19 protein-coding genes are annotated in these 22,239 nt (G+C 45.9%); 12 read left to right on the top strand and 7 right to left on the bottom strand.

What is annotated here, in order from left to right; all coding sequences use genetic code 11:
- Window positions 1-5: 5 nt before the first annotated feature.
- From hfq to Q0230_RS14695, 4 genes are all read right to left on the bottom strand, one after another.
- The gene (gene hfq / locus Q0230_RS14680) at window positions 6-233 is read right to left on the bottom strand and encodes an RNA chaperone Hfq (protein WP_298610930.1); all 228 of its coding nucleotides are present in this window, start codon (window positions 231-233) and stop codon (window positions 6-8) included.
- Window positions 234-377: 144 nt separating this feature from the next.
- Window positions 378-1,313, bottom strand: a complete 936-nt coding sequence (gene miaA, locus Q0230_RS14685) for a tRNA (adenosine(37)-N6)-dimethylallyltransferase MiaA (RefSeq protein WP_298610931.1) — start codon at window positions 1,311-1,313, stop codon at window positions 378-380.
- Window positions 1,314-3,167, bottom strand: coding sequence for a DNA mismatch repair endonuclease MutL (gene mutL, locus Q0230_RS14690; protein WP_298610932.1), 1,854 nt, complete (start codon window positions 3,165-3,167; stop codon window positions 1,314-1,316).
- Window positions 3,167-4,870 (bottom strand): serine protease, encoded by a 1,704-nt coding sequence (locus Q0230_RS14695; protein WP_298610933.1) that lies wholly within the window; start codon window positions 4,868-4,870, stop codon window positions 3,167-3,169. Before Q0230_RS14695 ends, mutL begins: the two co-directional genes overlap by 1 nt.
- Window positions 4,871-5,080: 210 nt before the next feature.
- Here Q0230_RS14695 and ileS point away from each other — a divergent pair, with 210 nt between their 5' ends.
- The 9 genes from ileS (at window position 5,081) to Q0230_RS14740 (ending at window position 15,143) form a co-directional block, all read left to right on the top strand.
- Window positions 5,081-7,888 carry an isoleucine--tRNA ligase gene (ileS, locus tag Q0230_RS14700; RefSeq protein WP_298610934.1) on the top strand — a complete coding sequence of 936 codons (2,808 nt, stop codon included), beginning with the start codon at window positions 5,081-5,083 and terminating at the stop codon, window positions 7,886-7,888.
- Window positions 7,881-8,411, top strand: coding sequence for a signal peptidase II (gene lspA, locus Q0230_RS14705; protein WP_298612072.1), 531 nt, complete (start codon window positions 7,881-7,883; stop codon window positions 8,409-8,411). The genes ileS and lspA overlap by 8 nt, the downstream gene beginning before the upstream one ends.
- A 164-nt stretch (window positions 8,412-8,575) precedes the next feature.
- Complete coding sequence (locus Q0230_RS14710; RefSeq protein ID WP_298610935.1) at window positions 8,576-9,370, top strand: ABC transporter ATP-binding protein; 795 nt, start codon at window positions 8,576-8,578, stop codon at window positions 9,368-9,370.
- Window positions 9,367-10,074, top strand: coding sequence for an ABC transporter ATP-binding protein (locus Q0230_RS14715; RefSeq protein ID WP_298610936.1), 708 nt, complete (start codon window positions 9,367-9,369; stop codon window positions 10,072-10,074). The genes Q0230_RS14710 and Q0230_RS14715 overlap by 4 nt, the downstream gene beginning before the upstream one ends.
- Window positions 10,075-10,076: 2 nt before the next feature.
- Window positions 10,077-11,090 carry a branched-chain amino acid ABC transporter permease gene (locus Q0230_RS14720; RefSeq protein WP_298610937.1) on the top strand — a complete coding sequence of 338 codons (1,014 nt, stop codon included), beginning with the start codon at window positions 10,077-10,079 and terminating at the stop codon, window positions 11,088-11,090.
- Window positions 11,087-12,478: a branched-chain amino acid ABC transporter permease gene (locus Q0230_RS14725; RefSeq protein ID WP_298610938.1), complete on the top strand. Its 1,392-nt coding sequence runs from the start codon at window positions 11,087-11,089 to the stop codon at window positions 12,476-12,478. The genes Q0230_RS14720 and Q0230_RS14725 overlap by 4 nt, the downstream gene beginning before the upstream one ends.
- A gap of 27 nt (window positions 12,479-12,505) precedes the next feature.
- A complete protein-coding gene (locus tag Q0230_RS14730; RefSeq protein WP_298610939.1) occupies window positions 12,506-13,693 on the top strand; it encodes an ABC transporter substrate-binding protein in 1,188 nt (395 codons plus the stop codon).
- Window positions 13,694-13,894: 201 nt separating this feature from the next.
- Entirely contained in the window at window positions 13,895-14,296 is a 402-nt protein-coding gene (locus tag Q0230_RS14735; RefSeq protein WP_298610940.1) for a protocatechuate 3,4-dioxygenase, read from the top strand.
- On the top strand, window positions 14,289-15,143 hold the full coding sequence (locus Q0230_RS14740; RefSeq protein ID WP_298610941.1) for a class III extradiol dioxygenase family protein: 855 nt from the start codon (window positions 14,289-14,291) through the stop codon (window positions 15,141-15,143). The genes Q0230_RS14735 and Q0230_RS14740 overlap by 8 nt, the downstream gene beginning before the upstream one ends.
- Window positions 15,144-15,244: 101 nt before the next feature.
- Here the strand turns inward: Q0230_RS14740 and Q0230_RS14745 are convergent, their stop codons facing one another.
- On the bottom strand, window positions 15,245-15,595 hold the full coding sequence (locus tag Q0230_RS14745) for a LuxR C-terminal-related transcriptional regulator (protein WP_298610942.1): 351 nt from the start codon (window positions 15,593-15,595) through the stop codon (window positions 15,245-15,247).
- A 153-nt stretch (window positions 15,596-15,748) separates the two neighbouring features.
- On the opposite strand from Q0230_RS14745, the gene Q0230_RS14750 reads away from it, so the two are divergent.
- From Q0230_RS14750 to ispH, 3 genes are all read left to right on the top strand, one after another.
- Window positions 15,749-16,951 carry a hypothetical protein gene (locus Q0230_RS14750; protein WP_298610943.1) on the top strand — a complete coding sequence of 401 codons (1,203 nt, stop codon included), beginning with the start codon at window positions 15,749-15,751 and terminating at the stop codon, window positions 16,949-16,951.
- Window positions 16,952-17,063: 112 nt separating this feature from the next.
- The gene (locus tag Q0230_RS14755; protein WP_298610944.1) at window positions 17,064-17,402 is read left to right on the top strand and encodes a DUF3301 domain-containing protein; all 339 of its coding nucleotides are present in this window, start codon (window positions 17,064-17,066) and stop codon (window positions 17,400-17,402) included.
- Window positions 17,403-17,440: 38 nt separating this feature from the next.
- Window positions 17,441-18,379, top strand: coding sequence for a 4-hydroxy-3-methylbut-2-enyl diphosphate reductase (gene ispH, locus Q0230_RS14760; protein ID WP_298610945.1), 939 nt, complete (start codon window positions 17,441-17,443; stop codon window positions 18,377-18,379).
- 42 nt (window positions 18,380-18,421) lie between these two features.
- Here the strand turns inward: ispH and Q0230_RS14765 are convergent, their stop codons facing one another.
- Window positions 18,422-19,606, bottom strand: coding sequence for a lytic murein transglycosylase (locus Q0230_RS14765; protein ID WP_298610946.1), 1,185 nt, complete (start codon window positions 19,604-19,606; stop codon window positions 18,422-18,424).
- A gap of 93 nt (window positions 19,607-19,699) precedes the next feature.
- Window positions 19,700-22,198, bottom strand: a complete 2,499-nt coding sequence (locus tag Q0230_RS14770; RefSeq protein WP_298610947.1) for a glycogen/starch/alpha-glucan phosphorylase — start codon at window positions 22,196-22,198, stop codon at window positions 19,700-19,702.
- Window positions 22,199-22,239 lie beyond the last annotated feature (41 nt).

Consider the following 22,239-nt stretch of genomic DNA (forward strand, 5'->3'; position numbering starts at 1 on the left):
AAAATTTATTCAGCAGCTAAATTGAGTTTAATAGGGCGTGCTGGAACAATTGTTGAAATAGCATGTTTATAAACTAATTGGCTGACTGTATTACCCAATAAAACAACAAATTGGTCAAATGACTCAACATGGCCTTGCAGCTTGATCCCATTAACCAAATAAATAGAGACGGGAATCCGTTCCTTTCTCAGTGCGTTGAGGAAGGGTTCTTGTAAAGTGTGCCCTTTCGACATTGGGTTTCTCCTAAAAAATATATTTTGGGTTTGTGGTTGTTAGTGGTCTGGAGTTAGTTCAGACCCGCCGATTCTTTGACCGACAGGGTAGAGCCTACCAGCTTCACACATTTGTAAAAACACCAGTTTATCGGACATCTCCGTTTATCCGCTAATAAACGTCGAAATGTTCATGATGACCGATGAAAGGTGGTAATTCTCGGCGTTATAAAGGCTCAAACCCTGATCTGAGCGGAGCCACGTCATCTGACGCTTCGCAAGCTGCCTCGTTGCCACGATAGCACGATTACGCATTAGATTATAGTCTATTTTTCCATCTAAATAGTCCCAAACCTGCCGATAACCGACCGCCCGAATCGCTGGTAAACTACTATTTAGTTCAGGGCGTGCATAAAGCTGTTCAATCTCTTGGATTAGGCCTAAATCCAGCATTTTATCAAAGCGTTGCTCAAGACGGTCATGTAACCAAGCTCGATTTTCTGGCACCAAAGCTAGTTTTAAAAGCTGATAAGGGCAAGCTTCAAAACGTAGACTGCTTTGAAGTGTAGTCAAATTTTGTCCAGTTAATTCATAAACTTCTAAAGCGCGTTGTAAACGTTGTGGATCATTCGGGTGAATCCGCGCGGCAGCTTCAGGATCAATTCTCTGTAAACGCTCATGCAATGCCATCCAGCCTAGTTCAGCCGCATCTTGAATTAAGCGTGCGCGAATTTCCGGGTCTGCAGAGGGAAGCTCGGATAAACCATGTTCTAGTGCCCGAAAATAAAGCATAGTGCCGCCGACTAATAAAGGGATGCGGCCACTGGCAGTAATTTCAGCCATTTCTCGTAGGGCATCTTCACGAAAATCAGCCGCCGAATAAGCTTGTATTGGGTCGAGAAAATCAATTAGGCGGTGAGGCGCCTGCTTTAAAGTCTCAAGGTCGGGTTTAGCCGTGCCAATATCCATAGTTTTATAAACTAAAGCGGAGTCGACACTAATAATTTCAACGGGTAGTTGTTGACGAATCGCGATCGCTAAATCCGTTTTACCTGTTCCAGTAGGACCCATTAAAAAAATCGCTTTTGGCAGCTGTTGCATTTATTGTCCGCGCATAAATAGTTTGTCGATTTGCTCCATGCTCATTTGTAGCCAAGTTGGGCGACCGTGATTACATTGCCCACTACGCTCAGTGCGCTCCATATCGCGCAATAAAGCATTCATTTCTGGAATCGTCAGGCGACGATTCGCACGCACGGAACCATGACAAGCCATCGTTCCCAAAATCTCATTCATGGCATTTTGAATCCGCTGACTGCTGCCATAAGTAATCAGGTCAGCCAGCACATCACGCACTAAATTTTCCGTATTGGAATCTTTTAATAAACTGGGTACAGCACGAATTGCTAATTGTTCTAAACCCATCCGACTTAATTCAAACCCCAGTGCTTGGAATACACTCGCTTGAGCTTCTGCCTGATCAGCTTCACGCCGACTAACATGCATGGACTGTGGCACCAATAAAGGTTGAGAGCGAATCGAGTCGGATTGCATACTAATTTTTAACTGCTCATACGTAATACGCTCATGGGCGGCATGCATATCCACAAGTACTAAGCCATACGCATTTTGCGCCAGCACATACACGCCATGTAATTGAGCAAGGGCATAGCCCAAAGGTGGCATATCTTCATGGCTAGCTTCGTCTGGCTGGATATTAGCTGGAGGAGCAGTATCTTCAGCTTGACCGTAGAGTTTGGCATAAATAGGCAAGCTTTCGCGTACCGGTAAACCCAAGTGCGGCTGCTGATAGCTATAATTAGCTGGAAACGTGGCCTTATTAAAACCTGAGTTGAATTTAGGTTCCGTTGAGCTGCCAGCGGGTGCTTCAAACATATCTGGGCGAGCCAAGGGCTGTACATAAGTAGGAAAATGGGCGGGGCTTGCTGTTTCGGTACTAGGGCGAACTTCGGCTAGGGCTTGATGCAAGGTGTGGAAGATAAAGTCATGAATTAAGCGGCCTTCACGGAAGCGTACTTCGTGCTTAGCCGGATGTGCATTCACATCGACTAATTGTGGATCCATTTCTAAATACAATACAAAAGCAGGATGGCGACCGTGATACAGCACATCTTGATAAGCCTGCCGTACCGCATGCGCAATTAAACGATCACGCACGGCACGGTTATTCACATAGAAATACTGCAAATCCGCTTGGGAGCGTGAAAAAGTAGGTAAAGCAACCCAACCCCATAGGCGTAAACCTGAGGCTTCATATTCTAAATAATGGCTTTGTTGGATAAAGGGTTCACCGCAAATTTCGGCGAGGCGTCGTTCTGAGGCAATCCGATTTTGTGCACTATTTAATTGCAATAAAGGTTTTTGGTTATGCCTTAAGTAAAAACTAATATCGAAGCGGCTAAGAGCAATTTTACGTACCGTTTCTTCAATATGGCTTAACTCAGTTTTTTCAGTTTTTAGAAATTTGCGGCGTGCGGGCACATTAAAGAATAAATCACGCACATCTACGGTTGTACCTGTGGAGTGTGCAATAGGCTCAGGGGCTTGCTGAAACTGATCAGCCTGTATACTCCAAGCCTGTTCGGCTTCTTGATGACAAGAGCTTAGCGTGAGGCGTGCGACTGACGCAATACTGGGTAAAGCCTCACCCCGAAAACCAAGGCTTCGGACTTGCTCTAAGTCTTCAAGGCTACTAATTTTGCTAGTAGCGTGGCGACTAAGGGCTAAGGCTAATTCTTCCTTAGGAATGCCACAGCCATTGTCCCGAATTCGAATCCGCTTAATCCCGCCAAGCTCTAAATCAATTTCAATGCGTGAAGCACCTGCATCGACAGCATTTTCGAGCAATTCTTTAACCACAGACGCAGGCCGCTCGACCACCTCACCAGCGGCGATTTGATTGATGAGATGATCAGGCAGCGGGCGAATGGGCATTAGATCGGTGAGACCTTAGCAGTGGTTGTGGTGGCAGGATGGTTGGTCTCAGATTCAGCTGGGGCTGGCCCAGCCACAGTAGGTGCAGAGTTTAACGAATCGGGTAAGAGATCTTTTGAGCGATCCGTACTAATACCATAGCGTGCTAAAATACTAGGTTGTTTAGCGGCAGCTTCAGTCCGGTCAATCACTACTTGGTAGCCATCATCGGTTTCTAACACAATAAAAGGACTGCTTGCGGTTTGCATTTTTTGATAGAAAGTCTTGAAGTCAGGTACAGCTTCACCGTTTACTTTCTGAATAATCAAATTGTTATCGTGGTGATAGTCTTTATTGATATCGGCTGGTAAAACTTGAGTCATCAGAATTACTTCCTTACGATCCGCACTTGGTGCTTCTTGAGCTAAAGCTGCAAGGGCTGGCGGCACAGGGTCCATGCTACTTAAAATATCTTGATTTAGCGGCATAAATACAAAACCACCGTAGATATAATAAGTAGGCTGCTTATCAAATTGATTGGGTTGAACCAGCAAAAACTCTTTGCCCGGACGATCCATTTTTAAAGAAAGCTCCATTGGCTTGTCATCGCGAATGATACTGAGCTTTATTTCATCGCCCAGCTGATGCAGATCAACCCAATGGGTGTAGTTCAAATATTCGCCGGGGCGGAATTCTACGGTGCCATTATTTTGAATCGGATGACCGTCAATCTTGGTGATAATATCACCTACTTTCATAATGCCGTCAGCGGGTGAGTTAGGGTAAATTTTGTGAGCTAACACACCGGTCTGATTATCATCCAAACTATATTTACGGCGCATGGCTGGGTTTTCCATCGACTGTACTAAAAAGCCAGGGAAACCAAACCCTTGACTCTTGCCATCTTCAACATCTGTTAAAAAATGTTGGATGATAGGGGTAGGAATCATGTAGCCAATATTTTCCGTGAAAAAACCTGACTGCATCGCGACTCCTACCACTTTGCCATTAGAAATGACGGGGCCGCCACTATTGCCAAAGTTAATGGCTGCATCAATTTGCACTGCAATCAAATTCTCATCAGTGTGCGCATAGTTTTGCTTTTCAATCCGTGATACCACCCCACGAGTAATACTTAAAGTCGTACCCCCAATAGGGAAACCATAGACCTCAACTTCCTGCTGAGTTTGCGGTAAATCACCCAATTCTAAAGGCTTAACCGCATTAAAAATATTGGCTTCTTTAGTGCGTAATAAGGCTAAGTCGGCTTCGTGGGAAATATAAACAACTTCAGCTTCATAGCGTTTAGTTTCCCCATGCCTCTGTACTTCCAAGAAGGTTGCATCAGCAGCAACATGGGCATTAGTCAGAATCAAACCGCCTTTAATAATTAAGCCAGAGCCAGAGCCTTTTTGTGTATCGGAATTCCAAGGGGTGAGGGCATTAAACGTATGTTTAACCACATAAACATGAACAACTGCATCTTTAATGGCATCACGGCCTTCTGTGGCTGAAATGGGTGCTGGTGCTAGACGGGTACTGAAATTAGTACCTGTAGAGGCTTCGGGTTTTACTTGCTCAGGTGCTGTTTCGGTGGTGTCTGGCTTTTTGCTAGTGACAGCAGGTGCTACAGGTTCACCCACTTTTTCTGCCAAAACTTGACTAGAAACGCTAAGCCCAAGGGTGAAGAGCATCAAGCTCAAGGTATTTGTTATGTAGTTCATTAGATTAATTCCTGAGAGTTTTCTACCAAGAAACCACAGCCCTTGGTAATCCATTGTAGTAATGAGTTAGAAGGTTAATCGTCCATTGCCCTTGGAGCATTTTGCATGGAAAGCGCTTGCCATGCATTAACCCTATCGGTTTTTATGTGAAAACTTGGTATTCTTCGCCGATTATGCCCACAGAGTCAACAACATCAATAGGATTGCACGATGACGGATTACAAGCATACGCTCAACTTGCCAACGACAGAATTCCCCATGCGCGGAGATTTGGCAAAACGTGAGCCAGAGATGCTGAAGCAATGGGAAAGCAACGACCTGTATCATAAACTGCGCCAGAAAGCGCTAGGTCGCCCCAAATTCATTTTGCACGATGGCCCGCCTTATGCGAATGGATCGATTCATTTAGGCCATGCTGTCAATAAAATCCTTAAAGATATTATTGTTAAAAGCCGCACGATGGCAGGGTTTGATGCACCTTATGTTCCCGGTTGGGATTGCCACGGTTTGCCGATTGAAAAGAAAGTCGAAGACATGATCGGGCGTGTGGGTGTGAAAGTCGAAGCAGCCGAATTTCGCAAAGCGTGCCGCCAATTTGCCACCGAACAGATTGATATTCAGCGCCGTGATTTCAAGCGTTTAGGAGTGCTTGGCGATTGGGATAATCCTTATCTCACTATGAATTTCCACACCGAAGCGGGTATTGTGCGCGCTTTGGGCAAGATTGCACTCAGCGGCCATATGTATAAAGGTGCAAAGCCAGTGCATTGGTGTACTGACTGCGGCTCGGCTTTAGCAGAAGCGGAGGTTGAGTACGAAGATAAACAATCTTATTCGATTGATGTGCGTTTCCCTGTGGTTGATGAGGCAGCCTTATTAGCCAAGATGCCGAATGCGCAAGGCGTGGGCGCAGCTAGTGTGATTATCTGGACCACTACGCCTTGGACGCTGCCTTCGAATGAAGCGGTGGCTTTAAATGCTGAGCTGGATTATGTCGTTGCTCAAGCAGGTGCTGAGCGGGTGATTGTAGCGGAAGGTTTATTAGCCGAGGTGATGAAGCGCGCGAGTATTGAAGATTATAAAGTGCTAGCCACTGCCAAGGGGGCTGAGCTAGAAGGTTTAATGCTGCAACATCCATTTTTGGCTAAACAAGTGCCAGTGATTTTGGGCGAGCACGTTACCCTTGATGCAGGTACTGGTGCTGTACATACCGCACCGGCGCATGGTCAAGAAGACTTCGTAGTCGGGCAGCGCTATGGTTTACCAGTCGGCAATCCTTTATTAGATGACGGTACGTTCCAAGCGAGCATTCAATATTTCGCGGGCGAATCGGTGCACAAAGTCAATCCGCATGTGATCGAAGTGCTGAAAGAGCACAGCGCTTTATTAGCCTCCAGCAAATTCAAACACAGTTATCCGCATTGCTGGCGACATAAAACCCCTTTGATTTTCCGCGCTACACCGCAATGGTTTGTGAGCATGGATAAGCTCGGTTTGCGTCAACAAACTTTGGATTCGATCCAACAAGTGCAATGGGTTCCTGACTGGGGACAAGCGCGCATTGAGGGTATGATCGCGAATCGCCCTGATTGGTGTATCTCACGCCAACGTACTTGGGGCGTGCCAATTGCCTTATTTATCCATAAAGAAAGTGGCGAATTGCATCCCAATACTGAAGCGCTGATTGAAGAAGTGGCGCAGCGGATTGAAAAGGGTGGGATTGACGCATGGTTCGCCTTGGATAAAGCCGAAGTGTTGGGCACGGATGCAGATAATTATATCAAAGTGCCGGATACGCTTGACGTTTGGTTTGATTCTGGAACGACGCATTTTTCGGTTTTAGAAACACGTTCCGAGTTGCGTTTCCCTGCGGATATGTATTTGGAAGGTTCGGATCAGCATCGCGGCTGGTTCCATTCCTCAATTCTGACCTCGGTCGCTATGCATGGTTTTGCCCCGTATAAAGCCGTATTGACCCACGGTTTCACGGTGGATGCAAAAGGCGAAAAGATGTCCAAGTCGAAAGGCAATGGCATCGAGCCGCAAGATATTATGAATAAGCTCGGCGCGGATATTCTGCGTCTGTGGATTGCCTCTGCCGATTACAGCCGCGAGATGACACTCTCGGATGAAATCCTCAAACGCAATACTGAAGCTTATCGGCGGATTCGTAATACTGCGCGTTTCCTATTGGCGAATTTGGGTGACTTTGATCCTGCCAAGGACGTGGTTGCGCCCAAGGATATGCTGGCCTTAGATCGCTGGGCAGTGGCGCAAGCTTATGAGGCACAGCAACGCATTGTATCGGCCTATGACCGTTATCAATTCCATTTGGTGTCGCAGGAAATTCAGAAGTTCTGCTCAGTGGAAATGAGTAGTTTATTCCTGCACATTACCAAAGATCGCCAATACACCATGCAGGCGAATAGCCTTGGGCGGCGTTCGGCACAAACGGCGGCTTGGCATATTTTGCGAGCGATGCTGCGCTGGATGTGTCCAATTTTGAGCTTTACCGCAGAAGAAATTCTGCACTATATGCCGGGTGAAACCGAAAAATACGTGCTGTTCATGCAATGGTACGATGGCTTATTCCCGTTGGATGCCAATGACAAAGTCTCAGCTAGCGATTGGGAACATATTTTTGCTGCGCGTGAGGCCGTCAGTAAGCAGCTCGAAACGCTGCGTATTGCAGGCAATATCGGTTCTAGCTTAGAGGCCGAAGTCGATTTGTATTGCACAGCGGACAGTGAGCAAGGCAAATCCTTAGCGAAGTTGGGTGATGAACTGAAGTTTGTGTTCTTGACTTCGGCGACACGTTTGCATCAAGGTGCTGCTCCAACTCAAGCTGAACCTTTAATGGAAGGTTTGGCAGGTTCTACGCGTGTTTCCACTGCACTCAAATGTACCCGCTGTTGGCATCATGTGCCTGATGTAGGCACACATGCTGAGCATCCAGAGTTATGTGGTCGTTGTATTGAAAATGTCGATGGCACAGGTGAGCGCCGTGAGTATGCGTAGTTTTCGATCCTTGTCACGTATTGATGAACGCCGTGGCATGTTGTCTTGGCTATGGATTGCGGCGGTTGTCGTCGCAATCGACCAATTAACTAAATGGATGGCTGAAGCGAATCTAGAGTTCGGCATACCTTATCAAGTTTTCCCGCATTTTAATTTCACGCTGGCTTACAACTACGGTGCTGCTTTTAGCTTTCTAGGCGGGCAAGGGGGATGGCAACGTTGGTTCTTTGCGGGTTTAGCAATAGTTGTTGTATTGTTTATTATCAATTGGTTACGTAAGTTATCGAAAGGTCGTAATTGGACCGCTTTAGGTTTAGTCTTAGTCCTAGGAGGAGCGGTCGGTAATTTAATTGATCGACTCCTTTACGGAAAAGTAATTGATTTTATTGATATTTATTTTGATATTCCTTTTGTAATGGAAAATTATCGCTTTGCTACTTTCAATGTAGCCGATATAGCCATTACTCTGGGAGCAGCTATTTTAGTATTTATGAGTTTGTTTGCTTCGGATCGCATGGAATAGAGAGTCATTTATCCTTTAAGCCTCTGACTGTACTACTAAATTATTTTATGGTTAAATATTTTAACTTTAAAATATATTCCCTCTTGCAAGGAGAGTGCAAGATTCAGTAGTCCATGCTTGATGGGGGTTTAGTACTCTCCATTCACACCACAGAGGAGTAGGGTATGATTGAGGTTCGAGATGTATCTAAGCATTTTGGCGGCTTAAAGGCTGTTAATCATGCGACACTCACTATAGAAAAAGGCTCCATTACGGGTTTGATTGGCCCCAATGGAGCCGGTAAATCCACTTTATTTAATCTAATCGCTGGTTTATATCCGCCTACTTCTGGGCAAATTTTTTTAGATGGTGAGGATGTCACCGGTTTAAAACCCCACGAACTCTTTCATAAAGGCTTATTACGCACCTTCCAAATTGCCCATGAATTTTCCAGTATGAGTGTATTGGAGAATCTGATGATGGTTCCCTCGGGGCAGCTGGGTGAAAATATTTGGAATACGTGGTTTCACCGCAAAAAAATCCGCGAGCAAGAAGAACAAGTCCGTGAAAAAGCCGAGGATGTGATTCGCTTTTTGAAAATTTCGCATGTGATGCATGAGAAAGCTGGAAATCTTTCGGGTGGGCAGAAAAAACTAATTGAGCTTGGGCGTACCATGATGGTGGATGCGCGTGTCGTTCTACTCGATGAAGTCGGTGCGGGGGTAAATCGTACCCTGTTGGGCGAAATTGGTGATGCTATTCTGCGTTTGAATCAAGAACGTGGTTATACCTTCTGCATGATTGAGCATGATATGGATTTTATCTCGCGCCTGTGTAATCCCGTTGTGGTGCTGGCAGAAGGCAGTGTATTGATGCAAGGGACTGCTGAGCAAGTTAAAAATGATGAAAAGGTCATTGAGGCTTACTTAGGCCGTGGTCTGAAGAATAAGGGCTTGATGAAAAGTGGGGAGGCAGCATGACTTATTTAGTAGGTGAGGGCTTAACCGGTGGTTATGGCAGCGGCCCCAGTATTCTCAATGGCTGCAATATTAGCGTTGATCGTGGCGAAATAGCGGTCATCGTTGGCCCCAATGGTGCTGGCAAATCCACTGCCATGAAGTCTTTTCTAGGTTTGTTGAATCTAAAAGAAGGCAAAGTGACTTTAGATGGCAAAGATATTACTCATTTAGAACCTCCAGCACGGATTAGTGAAGGTATTGCTTTTGTACCGCAAACTGAAAATGTGTTTGTGAGTATGACCGTAGAAGAAAACTTAGAAATGGGTGCTTTTCTGCGGGATGATGATTTCACGGATACCCGCGATCAGATTTACGATCTCTTCCCGATTCTAAAAGAAAAACGCTTTCAGTTGGCTGGGCAACTTTCAGGTGGGCAACGCCAACAAGTTGCAGTCGGGCGTGCCATGATGACCAAACCTACTGTGCTATTACTGGATGAACCAACTGCAGGTGTTTCACCCATCGTTATGGATGAATTATTTGATCGAATTTTAGAAGTGAAATCGACTGGTATGGCGGTGCTAATGGTAGAGCAAAATGCGCGCCAAGCCTTAGAAATCGCTGATCGTGGCTATGTGCTCGTCATGGGCGAAAATAAGCATACTGGCTCAGGAGCGGCTTTATTGGCTGATCCAGTCGTTCGCAAATCGTTCTTAGGAGGCTAAGCATGACGGACTATCTCAATGCCTTAGTGGTTTTCGCCAATTTCGTATTTGTCCCTGCGTTAACCTATGGCTGCCAGCTAGCGCTTGGTTCGCTCGGCGTTACCATGATTTATAGCGTGCTGCGTTTCTCCAATTTTGCTCAAGGTGAAACGATGGCTTTTGGGACAGTGATCACGATTATGGTCACTTGGTTACTACAGTCTTGGGGTGTTTCTTTAGGTTTTTTACCAACGGCTTTATTAGCCTTACCGATTGGTATCTTGGTAACCGCTTTAGTGTTGCTCTTAACTGATCGCTATGTGTACCGCTATTACCGAACGAAGCGCAGTAAGTCGATCACCTTTGTTATGGCTTCTCTAGGTGTAATGTTTATTATGAATGGGGTCGTGCGTTTACTGCTCGGGCCTAATGATCAAAACTTTGCAGATGGTGAGCGCTTCTTTCTCACTGCCGATGCTTTCCGAGCTTGGACTGGTTTAGATGAAGCACTAGTCATTCGCACTTCGCAAGCACTCACCATTATTCTTGCAGTCATTCTCGTAGTTGCCTTGTTCTGGTTCTTGCAACGAACTAAGACCGGTAAAGCCATGCGTGCTTATGCGGATAATGAAAATCTAGCACTTTTATCGGGAATTAATCCTGATCGGATTGTACGTATTACGTGGATTATTACCGCAGCCCTAGCCACAGTAGCCGGTGTTTTATACGGCTTAGATAAAGGCTATAAACCGCTGTCTTATTACAATTTACTCTTACCGATATTTGCCGCTGTTATTGTTGGTGGGATTGGTAAGCCGATTGGAGCGATTGTGGGTGGTTTTATTATCGCCTTCTCTGAAGTCATCGTGACTTATGCTTATAAAAAGGTGCTCACCTATGTGTTACCGACTGACATGGCTCCAGATGGTTTGGTTCAGCTATTGTCGACTGAATATAAGTTTGCGGTGTCCTTCGTTATCTTGGTTATTGTTTTATTAGTTAAGCCAACGGGTCTTTTTAAGGGGAAAGTGCTATGAGTCAGCGTCCATCTAATGCGCCCCTTCACGATAATACGGTTCGCGCTAGCATTGCTTTTTTAGTGATGGCAGGCTTATTAATTCTAATTGGCGTTACTCAATCTTGGGCTTTAGCGCTCACCATTTTGAACTTATGTATCATCTCCGCGATTATGGCGCTCGGCGTGAATATCCAATGGGGTTATGCCGGATTATTTAATGTCGGGATTATGGGCTTTGCCGCTTTAGGTGGCTTAGCTACGATTATTATCTCCATGCCGCCCGTTAAAGAAGCTTGGCAGGCTGGTGGAATGCGTGTGCTATTAGCGTTGATTACGATTCTGGCAACCATTAGTGCTGCGTTATTTGTGCATAAGCTCTTCCAAGGTAAACGCTTGCATGGCTGGCTGATTGCCGTAGTGATTATTATTGGCGTAGTGATTAGCCGTTATATCCTTGATCCGGGGGTAGCTGCGATTGAAGCAGTCAATCCGGCCAGTACGGGGTATTTAGGTGGCTTAGGCTTACCTGTAGTGTTTGCTTGGATCGTCGGTGGTTGTTTGGCAGCGGGTGCTGCTTGGTTAATTGGTAAGATTGCTTTAGGTTTGCGTTCCGATTATTTAGCGATTGCTACTTTAGGTATTTCTGAGATTTTAGTGGCCGTGATGCGTAATGAGGATTGGCTGACCCGTGGCGTAAAGAATGTCACTGGTTTACCACGGCCGGTGCCTTATGAATTAGAACTACAGCAAGCGCCTTGGTTTATTAATTTAGTTGAACGTTTAAACTCAGGGAGTTTAGCGGGATTGAACTCCACTGATCATACTGCGGTCTTACAGACACTAGTGGTGGATAGCGCCAGTATTTTCGTCAAGCTCTGCTACACCGGCCTGTTTGCATTAGTGCTAATCCTTATCTTGCAATTGTGTGTCTTGGCCTTAGATTCACCTTGGGGGCGAATGGTACGTGCAATTCGTGATAATGAAGTAGCGGCTGATGCCATGGGCAAAGATGTCACCGGGCGGCATTTGCAGATTTTTATTTTAGGTTCGGCGGTGGTCGGGATTGCTGGGGCGATGCTTGCGACTTTAGATGGACAATTTACTCCGGGTTCTTATAGCCCTCTGCGCTTTACCTTTTTGATCTGGGTAATGGTGATTGTGGGTGGTTCTGGGAATAATCTCGGGGCAGTGTTGGGTGGCTTCTTGGTCTGGTTGATTTGGGTCGAAGCCGAGCCAGTTGGTTTTTGGTTAATGGATGCTTTAACCTCATGGATGGGAGATGGCAGTGGATTGCGCAAGCATTTATTGGATAGCGCGCAATACATGCGGGTGATTATTATGGGGGCGGTATTACTCTTGGTGATGCGCTTTAGCCCATGGGGACTTTTGCCTGAGCAAAACAGGTAAGCTTGATTGATAATGAGGAGAACACACATGAAAAAATTACTGTTAGCAACTGCGATTATGGCAAGCCTGACGGGTGTTGCGGTCGCTGATGATGTGAAAGTAGGCGTTTTAATGGGCTTCACGGGGCCAATCGAATCTTTAACCCCAAATATGGCAGCTTCTGCTGAGTTAGCTTTCAAAGAAGTTTCTGATTCGGGTGCTCTGTTAGATGGTAAAAAAATCGTACCAGTGCGCGCTGACTCATCTTGCGTTGATGCGGCTGCGGCTACCGCTGCTGCTGAACGTTTAGTCACGTCTGAAAAAGTTGCTGCAATTATTGGGGCTACTTGTTCAGGCGAAACCACTGCAGTCGTTAATAATGTGGTTGCGCCCAATGGGATATTAGCGATTTCTCCCTCAGCAACCTCTCCTGCTTTAACCACAGTGGCTGACAAAGGTTTCTTCTTCCGCACAGCTCCTTCTGATGCGCGTCAAGGTGAAGTCTTAGCACAAATCGTCAAAGATCGTGGCATCAATGAAGTGGCTATCACTTATACCAATAATGACTATGGTAAAGGTTTGAGCGAGTCTTTTTCTAAAGCCTATGAAAAGTTAGGTGGTAAAATTGCCATTAACGCTGCCCACGAAGATGGCAAAGCTGACTATTCAGCAGAAGTTGCCGCTTTAGCTGCTTCCGGTGCCAAGGACTTAGTGGTATTCGGTTATCTGGATCAAGGTGGTAAAGGTATCGTGCAAAATGCTTTAGATACGGGTGCGTATAAGCGCTTTATCTTAGCCGATGGCATGGTGGGCGAGAAATTTGCGGCTGATCTAGGCAGCAAAATTGAAGGTTCATTCGGTACGATGGCGGGCGGTGAGTACGAAGGTGCAGATGCTTGGAGCAAAATCGCAGAAGGCGCGAAAATTGATCCAAAAGGTGGCCCTTATCGTGGCGAGTCTTATGATGCAGCCGCTCTGATTGCTTTAGCGATGCAAGCGGCTAAATCAACTGACCGTGCTGCAATTCAAGCAAAAATTAAGGACGTTGCTAATGCACCGGGTGAGAAAGTGCTTCCTGGCGAATTAGCAAAAGGCTTAAAGCTGATTGCTGAAGGTAAAGACGTCGATTACGTCGGTGCAACCAATGTTGAATTCGATGATGCCGGCGATGTACCCGGCTCTTATCGTGAAATGGAAATCAAAGGTGGCAAATTCGAATCGATTAAGATTCACTAAGCTGCTGCGAATTTGATCTTAAAAAGGGTGAGCAGGTCTCACCCTTTTTTATGCAAATACTCGCTTCCGACCTAAAATTTTTGATCTAGGTCAATTGCTTAGGGTAAGTGCTGAAAAGTACAAGTTGACTGCATAATTCTTCATTTTGTTTTTCCCTCTAACACCTAACAATCTTCACATCTGAATTTCTGGAGGATGGAGATGGTTTGGCAAGCTCATGATTACGAGCAAATACCCGGCACGTATGTCTTCGACGGTAAACGCTCTCATTCAGGTTATGCACTGAATAAAATGGCCTATTCATTTAATCAACAAGTAAATCGCGATGAATTTGCCCGCGATATGGACGCTTATTGCCGCAAATTTGGCTTAAGTGATGAGCAACGGGAGGCAGTGTTAGCGGCTGATTTCCTGAAACTACTGCACTTAGGCGGAAATATCTACTATCTAGCTAAGATTGCTATTTTTCACGGCTTAAGCGTACAAGATGCGGGGGCTTCATTTCAAAAGATTAGCACTCCTGAGTTTCAAGCTTTATTAAATCAGAATGCAGCAGGCTTTGAGGAGAAGCTAACAAAAACAGGAGGTTACTGGCATGGCTAAAATCGTCGGTGGTGTCACTACTTCGCACATTCCAGCCATTGGCAATGCGATGAGCAAAAAACTTGAGCAAGATCCTTACTGGAAACGCTTCTTTGATGGTTATGAGCCAGTAAAGGCTTGGCTAGATGAAGTAAAACCAGATATTGCCATTGTGGTGTATAACGATCATGGTTTGAATTTTTTCCTCAATCAAATTCCAACCTTCGCTTTAGGTTGTGCAGATCATTATGAAAATGCAGATGAGGGGTGGGGGTTGCAAACTCTTGCTTCCTTCGAAGGTGATGCACAATTCTCTTGGCATTTGGTTGAATCCTTAATTCGCCAAGATTTTGATATGGCAATGTGCCAAGAAATGCTAGTGGATCATGGCTTTATCACACCAATGGCCTTGATGTGGCGGCATTTGCCGAAGTGGCCAGTAAAAGCCATTCCACTTGCAGTCAATACAGTACAACATCCGGTAGCGAGTGCACGGCGTTGTTATCAACTTGGGAAAGCTTTGCGTAGAGCGATTGAGTCTTATCCTGAAGATTTAAAAGTGGTGATTTTTGGTACGGGTGGGATGTCGCACCAACTGCAAGGTGAGCGTGCTGGTATTATTGATGTCGATTTTGACCTCTTGTGTATGGAAAAAATCATCAATGATCCCGAATGGCTGACCCAGCTTTCAAATACCGAAATTATGGAAAAAGCGGGTACGGAAGGCATTGAAACTATTATGTGGTTAGTGATGCGTGGTGCTTTGCATCCGAATGTGAAGGTGGTGCACAAACATTATCATGCACCGATTTCTAATACGGGTGCGGGCGTATTAGTCTTGGAGAATGCTGAAATGACAGCGGCTTAATGGTCTCTACAAACTAGGGAGGCAGCAGATCAATTTGCTAACTCCCTAGTTCGGCCGATTCCTTTGGTGAAAGGACTTTAGTGGCTAAACCCAATCAATGCTTATGCAGAGCCACGCGAGTTTGCGGTTAGCAAATAGGAGAGGCCTAAAAGAACACGTAACAAATCAGTTTGGCTTTGGCAGCCAGTTTTTTCTAAGATCGCCTGAAATTGATTCCGAATTGTGGTGTATGAGCGTTGCCGAGTCGCGGCGATCTGTCTTAAGTCTGCACCACGCGCAAAGTATTCCAAGACTCTAACCTCCGCCTCAGTGAGTTTGCTCCGATCCGCTAATAGCTTTAGGGTTTGCTGCAGACCAAGGTTGCTACTGAGCACATGCTCATAATGCAAGGCGCTGCCACTAATCTGCGCAAACGTAAGCTCAATAGTACACCTTGTCTGGGTTGCGGTCATTTTCATGGATCCCTCGCTGATGGTTATCCACCCTGATTACTAAAGCAGACTAGTTAATACTCAAAACATAGTACAGATACATCATGCTTGCTTAGCGATTGATTGCTAGCCTGAAAAATGCAGAAAAATCTAAAAATAGCGAGGGAAATCGATATGCATAGGTCAACAAAAAATAGTAATAACGGCTGCTTACTTCAAGTTAAAAGTAATAGTATTTTTGCCCTAGTTTGCTTATTTATCAGCTTATTAGGCATCAACCCAAGCTGGGCTAATGATCCGTTGATGAGTCCTACGGCTGCACAAATTTTGGGAGCGAATACCGAGCCAGATATTTGTTGGAAAGATAGCTATGGGCGCGGCGTGGGACAAGTACCTACGGCTTGCCCGAGTGGTTGGGAGCGTACAGGTGCTGATTTACTCTGTTATCCCAAATGCAAAGCTGGTTTCAACGGAGTAGGGCCAGTTTGCTGGCAAGGCTGCCCCAGCAGTTTCCGTGATGATGGTGCTATGTGCGCCAAACCTGCTGCGTATGGGCGTGGAGCGGGCTTTCCTTGGAAATTTGGCGATCCATTAACTGATTCAGGGATGTTTAAACGCTGTGAGGCGGCTAATGGACGTGGAAACTGTGAAAAGAATGGAGCGATTGTTTATCCAAAGTGTAAGGCAGGTTTTAGTAATGTGGGTTGTTGCGTCTGTAGCCCGACTTGCCCGGCAGGTATGACCGATACCGGTGTTTCTTGTGTTAAGCAATCCTATGGGCGCGGTGTGGGCAAGGGTGCTACTTGTCCTGCAGGGATGGAGCAAGATATGGCGGGCGGCTTATGCTATCCCCAATGTAAACAAGGTTCCGCCGGTGTAGGCCCAGTGTGCTGGTCTAGTTGCCCAAAAGATTTTCCAGTCAACTGTGGTGCAGCTTGTGGAGTAGATCAGTCTGCTTGTGCCTTGGCTATTTTAGAGCAAGTACAATCAAGTACCGAGGTAGCTTTAAATGTAGCTTTATTGGTGACGACTGCGGGTGCTGGGAATGCAGGGATTAAAGCCGCTAAACTAGGTGGCAAATCGGTACAAAGAAACTTAACCACGCAGGCCAAGAATCAATTACGCGACCAAGCTAAACAACAAGCTCTAAAAACGCGTCAGTGGTTGCAACAGCAAAAAAATGTAAAAAGGGCGCAAGACATGGCTTCTTGGTTAGAACAACCAGCGAATATCGATATGTATGCTAATAATATGCTGGATGTGTATGAGAAAGGTGAGTTTGACTTTACCCAGTTAGTCCCTTCGGTCGCTGACTTTGATCCAACCGGTGTTTTAGGAGTAGTGAATGCCTTCAATAAACCGATTTGTGGGCCTTAAGCTGTGAAGTATAGTTAATAAGTCAAATAGTGACCTGCCAGAGCCAAGGCTATTTGTTATACCTTGGCTTTTGCTTGACACTAGAAGGCTAATTATCTGACTCTATTAGGCTATGAGTATCCTTATTTTTATTGCTGTATTACTAGCGATGGCATGGTTTTGGCAAGATAGTCTCAAAAGCCGTGAGCGTGCGATTCAGGCGGCAGCGATTGCTTGCCGTGAAATCGGTGCACAATTGCTGGATCAAACGGTTGCTTTAAAAAAGCTTAAATTGGCGCGTGCTGAATCGGGGCATCTGAACTTGCGGCGTATTTACGAATTTGAGTTTAGTTTAGTCGGTTATGAGCGCTTACACGGACGGGCTTATGTGCTCGGGCAAAAACTAGAGCAAGTGCAACTTGATCGCGCTGAAGGCACTGTCATTGATATAAAAAGCCATGCACATTCTTGATACAATCCTGTTTTATTTAGTTGTAGAGTCATCTTTGTATGCAAGTCACCCTCGCTAATCCCCGCGGTTTTTGTGCTGGAGTCGATCGCGCGATTGAAATCGTTGATCGTGCTTTAGAGGTTTTAGGTGCGCCAATTTATGTACGTCACGAAGTCGTCCATAACCGCTTTGTAGTGAATAATTTGCGGGATAAGGGTGCTGTATTTGTGCAGGAGTTGGATGAAGTGCCTGATCATGCAACCGTCATTTTTAGTGCGCATGGCGTTTCACGTGCAGTCCAAGAGCAGGCTAAACAACGTGGTTTAAAAGTATTTGATGCTACTTGTCCCTTGGTAACTAAAGTGCATGTGGAAGTCACTCGCTATAGTCGTGAAGGCCGTGAGACTGTGCTGATTGGCCACAAAAACCATCCTGAAGTGGAAGGTACTATGGGTCAGTACGAGACCAGTTTTGGTGGGCAAATCTATCGCGTCGATTCTCCCGAAGAGGTGGCTGCTTTAGAGGTGAACAACCCTGAAAAGTTGGCCTTTGTGACTCAAACTACTTTATCTGTTGATGATGCGGCAATTGTCATTGATGCTTTACGCGCTAAATTCCCCGCGATTGTAGGGCCACGCAAAGATGATATTTGCTATGCCACCCAGAATCGCCAAGATGCCCTCAAGATGCTCGCTGAAACTTGTGACTTAGTGCTAGTCGTGGGTTCACCTAATAGCTCCAACTCCAATCGCCTGCGCGAATTAGCTGAGAAGCGGAATACACCGGCTTATCTAATCGATGATGCCAATGATATTCGCCCTGAATGGCTAGCGGGCGTGCAACGGATTGGTTTAACCGCTGGCGCTTCAGCCCCTGAAGTCTTAGTGGACGGGGTCTTAGCACACTTAAAGGCATTGGGTGCGACGGTGGAAGTGCAAAATTCTGGGATCACTGAGAATATTTCGTTTGTATTGCCGCGTGAATTACGTAGAGTTTGAGTTTTAGGGCAAAGCAAAAATCGCTTTGCCCTAAACTTAGACTTAAAGCTTATTCAACAAAACCATATCAGGATAGCCATCCGCAGGTAAGCCTAGTTGCTGTTGAGCTTGACGTACTGCATTGCGGGTGTCTTCGCCAATAATACCGTCCATTTTACCCACGGGTAGGCCACGAGCGGCTAGTTGGGATTGCAACTGGCGTACTTGAGAAATGGAAAGCTTTTGCACGGGCGCATTGCCAGCATACAAAGGCTTAGCACCGGCAAAGCGCGTTGCTAAATAAGCAGCGGTAGTTGCATAAACCGTCGATTCATTCCATTGACGAATCGCATCAAAATTGGCGAAGGCCAGAAAAGCAGGGCCATTGCGTCCCATCGGCAATAATAAAGCGGCTTGTCCATTTGGGCGTAAAGGGTCGCCATCCGCTTCAGTAACCCCCATCGCTGACCATTCTGATAAAGGCAGGCGGTTATCTAAGCGTGCTTTTGACCAATCCATTTCACGTGGGACTTTGACTTCCACCAGCCAAGGCTGACCCGCTTGCCAACCATGATGTCGCAATAAATTCGCCGCTGAAGCTAAGGCATCCGCTTTGGAACGAATTAAATCGCGATGACCATCGCCATCAAAATCCACACCTTGCTGGTTATAGCCCGAAGGTAAAAATTGTAATTGGCCTAATTCACCCGCCCAAGCGCCGCGCATACTCGCAGGCGTTTGATCACCTTTTTGCACCAGCCACAAGGCATGAATAAGCTCAGGACGGAAGCGTTCAGGGCGGCGGCAATCATAGGCTAAAGTAGCGAGTGAGCGAAGGGTAGGGTAGTCACCCGTTACCGCGCCTAAGTCAGTTTCTAAAGCCCATAAAGCGGTGAGCATAGGGGCAGGCACACCATATTCTTGCTCAATGCGTTGAAAGAGTTTGGCATTCGCTTGCATTTGTTTTTGACCATTGGACAAACGATAGCTAGAAACTTTTTTACCGGCGAATTCTAAAAAGGTTTGCGCAAACACCTCTTGAGAGCGATCCCGTTGAATCACGCTTTGATCGAGCGTCACCCCATCTAAAGCCTGATTGACTACCTCAGCCGAGAGGCCAGTGCCAATTGCTTCTTGCTTAAAATTATTTAGCCACGTGCCAAAATCTTGTGTATTTCGACAATCTGCCCAAGCTGTGCTTCCATAGCAAACACTAGCCAGCAGTAAAACGTATGTAAACTGACGCATAGTTAGCCTTTATTCGTATCCATAAGAATAGGATTATAGCAACAGACGGCGAAACTGCCGTCTGTCTTCCAAAGAGACCAACTTCTAGGGGGATTAGTTCGCTGAACCTGCCTGTAAGCGCCAAATATCGCGATTGTATTCGCGCATGGTGCGATCAGTTGAGAAGAAACCACTGTTCGCGGTATTGAGAATACTCATGCGTGTCCAGCGCGCTTGATCTTGCCAAGCCAGTGAAACTTTTTCTTGAGCGTCAATATAGCTGCGGAAATCAGCCAAGGTCATCCACGGATCATTCGAGCTGAGCAGACTATGGATAATATTATCAAAAATACCCGGTTCAAATGAGTTGAAATGCCCACAGCTTAAGAGCTGCATGACCGATTTCAAATCAGCATCTTTCTCAACCAGCTCCCAAGGACGATATTGGTGGCGTAGGTCTTTCACTTCTTGTTCACGGAGGCCAAATAGGAAGAAATTCTCTTCACCCACCGCTTCCAGAATCTCAATATTCGCACCATCATAAGTGCCAATCGTGAGTGCCCCATTCATCATGAACTTCATATTGCCCGTGCCTGAGGCTTCTTTACCGGCGGTAGAAATTTGCTCGGATAAGTCAGCAGCAGGTGCAATGATTTCCATACTAGAAACCCGATAGTTCGGTAAAAACGCAACTTTTAAATGCTTACCGACTTCTGGATCATTGTTAACAAGATCAGCCACGCTGTTGATTAGCTTGATAATGCTCTTTGCCATCACATACCCAGGTGCTGCTTTACCGCCAATCAAGACACAACGATTCGCCCAATTATCTAAGCGGCCTTGTTTAATGCGTGAATACAGATGAATTACATGCAGTACATTCAAGAGCTGACGTTTGTACTCATGAATCCGTTTGACTTGAATATCAAATAAAGCATTCGGGTCAAAATCTACTCCACATTCGGCACGAACTAATTTGGCTAAGCGCTGTTTATTTGCATATTTAACCTCGCGCCAAGCCTGCTGGAAAACGGTTTGGTTAGGTTCTGCGAAAGGCTTCAGTTGCTCTAACTGCTCAAGGTGTGCCACCCAATCCGTGCCAATATGTTGATTAACTAAAGCGGTTAAACCTAAGTTTGCATTCGCAAGCCAGCGGCGTGGAGTCACGCCATTAGTTTTATTATTAAATTTCTCCGGCCACAGTTCATAGAAATCATGGAAGAGATCTTTAACTAATAATTCAGAGTGCAAAGCCGCCACGCCATTGATGGAGAAGCTGCCGACGATAGCGAGCCAAGCCATGCGTACTTGGCGCACAGAGCCTTCTTCAATAATCGACATCCGGCGTTGGCGCTCTGTGTCACCCGGCCAGCGCATCACAACTAAACGTAGGAAGCGCGCATTGATCTCATAAATAATTTCTAATAAGCGTGGTAATAGCTTTTCAAATAAATGCACCGGCCAACGCTCTAAAGCTTCAGGTAAGAGCGTATGGTTGGTATAAGCCATACATTGTGAGGTAATTTCCCAAGCCTGATCCCAGCCTAATTGCTTTTCATCAATCAATAAGCGCATCAACTCGGCGACTGCAATCGTGGGATGCGTATCATTCATTTGGAAGACATGCTCAGCCGCGAATTGACTGTAATCATGCTCTGTATGATCACGTTCCCAAATCCGAATTGCATCCTGTAAGCTGGCAGAAGCTAGGAAATACTGCTGACGTAAACGCAATTCTTTACCATTTTCACTGCTGTCGTTCGGATAAAGCACCATCGAAATATGTTCAGCATTATTCTTGGCTTGCACCGCTTCGGTGTAATCACCTTGATTGAATTCTTGCAGATTGAATTCATCCGTCGCACTCGCTTTCCACAAGCGCAACGTATTTACTGTTTTATTTCGATAGCCCGCAATCGGCATATCAAAAGGAATCGCTAAAACGTCTTCGGTATCCACCCAGCGAGTACGAATTTTATTTTCAGCATCCCGATAAGTTTCACTGCGCCCACCAAATTGAATGCGTTGGGCATATTCAGCGCGCTCAATTTCCCAAGGATTGCCATCGCGTAGCCAGTGATCAGGCTCTTCGGTTTGATAGCCATTTTCAATGCGCTGACGGAACATACCGTATTCATAACGAATCCCATAACCCACCACGGGTAAACGTAGACTCGCGCAACTATCCATAAAGCAAGCAGCTAAACGACCTAGACCGCCATTCCCTAAGCCTGCATCCGGTTCTTCAGAGGCCACTTCTTCTAAGGAAGTGCAGTAGTTATAGAGAGCTGCTTTCACCTTTGGATCAAGATCCATATTCAATAAGTTATTGCCGAGCGAACGCCCAATCAAAAACTCTAAAGACATGTAATAAGCGCGGCGTGTACCAGGCTTCAGGTATTCAGCCCAAGTATTACGCCAATCGACCATTAAACGGTCGCGAATGGTGTAAGCGAGCGCATTGTATAAATATACCGAAGGGCAACCTTGGAAGCGGCCTAAGTGATAAGAGAGATAGCGCTGAAAATCATTCCCGAGGGTTTCAGCATCATTGTCCAATGGGTCAAGCACAACCGGAAGGAAGGGCGTTTGATTGCTTGGATGGGTGTTCATAGAACGGACACTCCTAAATTGCCTGTCCAAATTTATAAATC

The organism is uncultured Thiothrix sp. (genome assembly GCF_937876535.1).
GTDB lineage: Bacteria > Pseudomonadota > Gammaproteobacteria > Thiotrichales > Thiotrichaceae > Thiolinea.

Coding starts and splice junctions, on each gene's coding strand:
- Q0230_RS14735 (WP_298610940.1), top strand. CDS start 13,895: ATGGTTTGGCAAGCTCATGATTACGAGCAAATACCCGGCACGTATGTC.
- hfq (WP_298610930.1), bottom strand. CDS start 233: ATGTCGAAAGGGCACACTTTACAAGAACCCTTCCTCAACGCACTGAGA.
- Q0230_RS14710 (WP_298610935.1), top strand. CDS start 8,576: ATGATTGAGGTTCGAGATGTATCTAAGCATTTTGGCGGCTTAAAGGCT.
- ispH (WP_298610945.1), top strand. CDS start 17,441: ATGCAAGTCACCCTCGCTAATCCCCGCGGTTTTTGTGCTGGAGTCGAT.
- miaA (WP_298610931.1), bottom strand. CDS start 1,313: ATGCAACAGCTGCCAAAAGCGATTTTTTTAATGGGTCCTACTGGAACA.
- Q0230_RS14715 (WP_298610936.1), top strand. CDS start 9,367: ATGACTTATTTAGTAGGTGAGGGCTTAACCGGTGGTTATGGCAGCGGC.
- Q0230_RS14730 (WP_298610939.1), top strand. CDS start 12,506: ATGAAAAAATTACTGTTAGCAACTGCGATTATGGCAAGCCTGACGGGT.
- Q0230_RS14720 (WP_298610937.1), top strand. CDS start 10,077: ATGACGGACTATCTCAATGCCTTAGTGGTTTTCGCCAATTTCGTATTT.
- Q0230_RS14725 (WP_298610938.1), top strand. CDS start 11,087: ATGAGTCAGCGTCCATCTAATGCGCCCCTTCACGATAATACGGTTCGC.
- Q0230_RS14755 (WP_298610944.1), top strand. CDS start 17,064: ATGAGTATCCTTATTTTTATTGCTGTATTACTAGCGATGGCATGGTTT.
- ileS (WP_298610934.1), top strand. CDS start 5,081: ATGACGGATTACAAGCATACGCTCAACTTGCCAACGACAGAATTCCCC.
- Q0230_RS14740 (WP_298610941.1), top strand. CDS start 14,289: ATGGCTAAAATCGTCGGTGGTGTCACTACTTCGCACATTCCAGCCATT.
- lspA (WP_298612072.1), top strand. CDS start 7,881: ATGCGTAGTTTTCGATCCTTGTCACGTATTGATGAACGCCGTGGCATG.
- Q0230_RS14750 (WP_298610943.1), top strand. CDS start 15,749: ATGCATAGGTCAACAAAAAATAGTAATAACGGCTGCTTACTTCAAGTT.
- Q0230_RS14770 (WP_298610947.1), bottom strand. CDS start 22,198: ATGAACACCCATCCAAGCAATCAAACGCCCTTCCTTCCGGTTGTGCTT.
- Q0230_RS14745 (WP_298610942.1), bottom strand. CDS start 15,595: ATGACCGCAACCCAGACAAGGTGTACTATTGAGCTTACGTTTGCGCAG.
- Q0230_RS14765 (WP_298610946.1), bottom strand. CDS start 19,606: ATGCGTCAGTTTACATACGTTTTACTGCTGGCTAGTGTTTGCTATGGA.
- mutL (WP_298610932.1), bottom strand. CDS start 3,167: ATGCCCATTCGCCCGCTGCCTGATCATCTCATCAATCAAATCGCCGCT.
- Q0230_RS14695 (WP_298610933.1), bottom strand. CDS start 4,870: ATGAACTACATAACAAATACCTTGAGCTTGATGCTCTTCACCCTTGGG.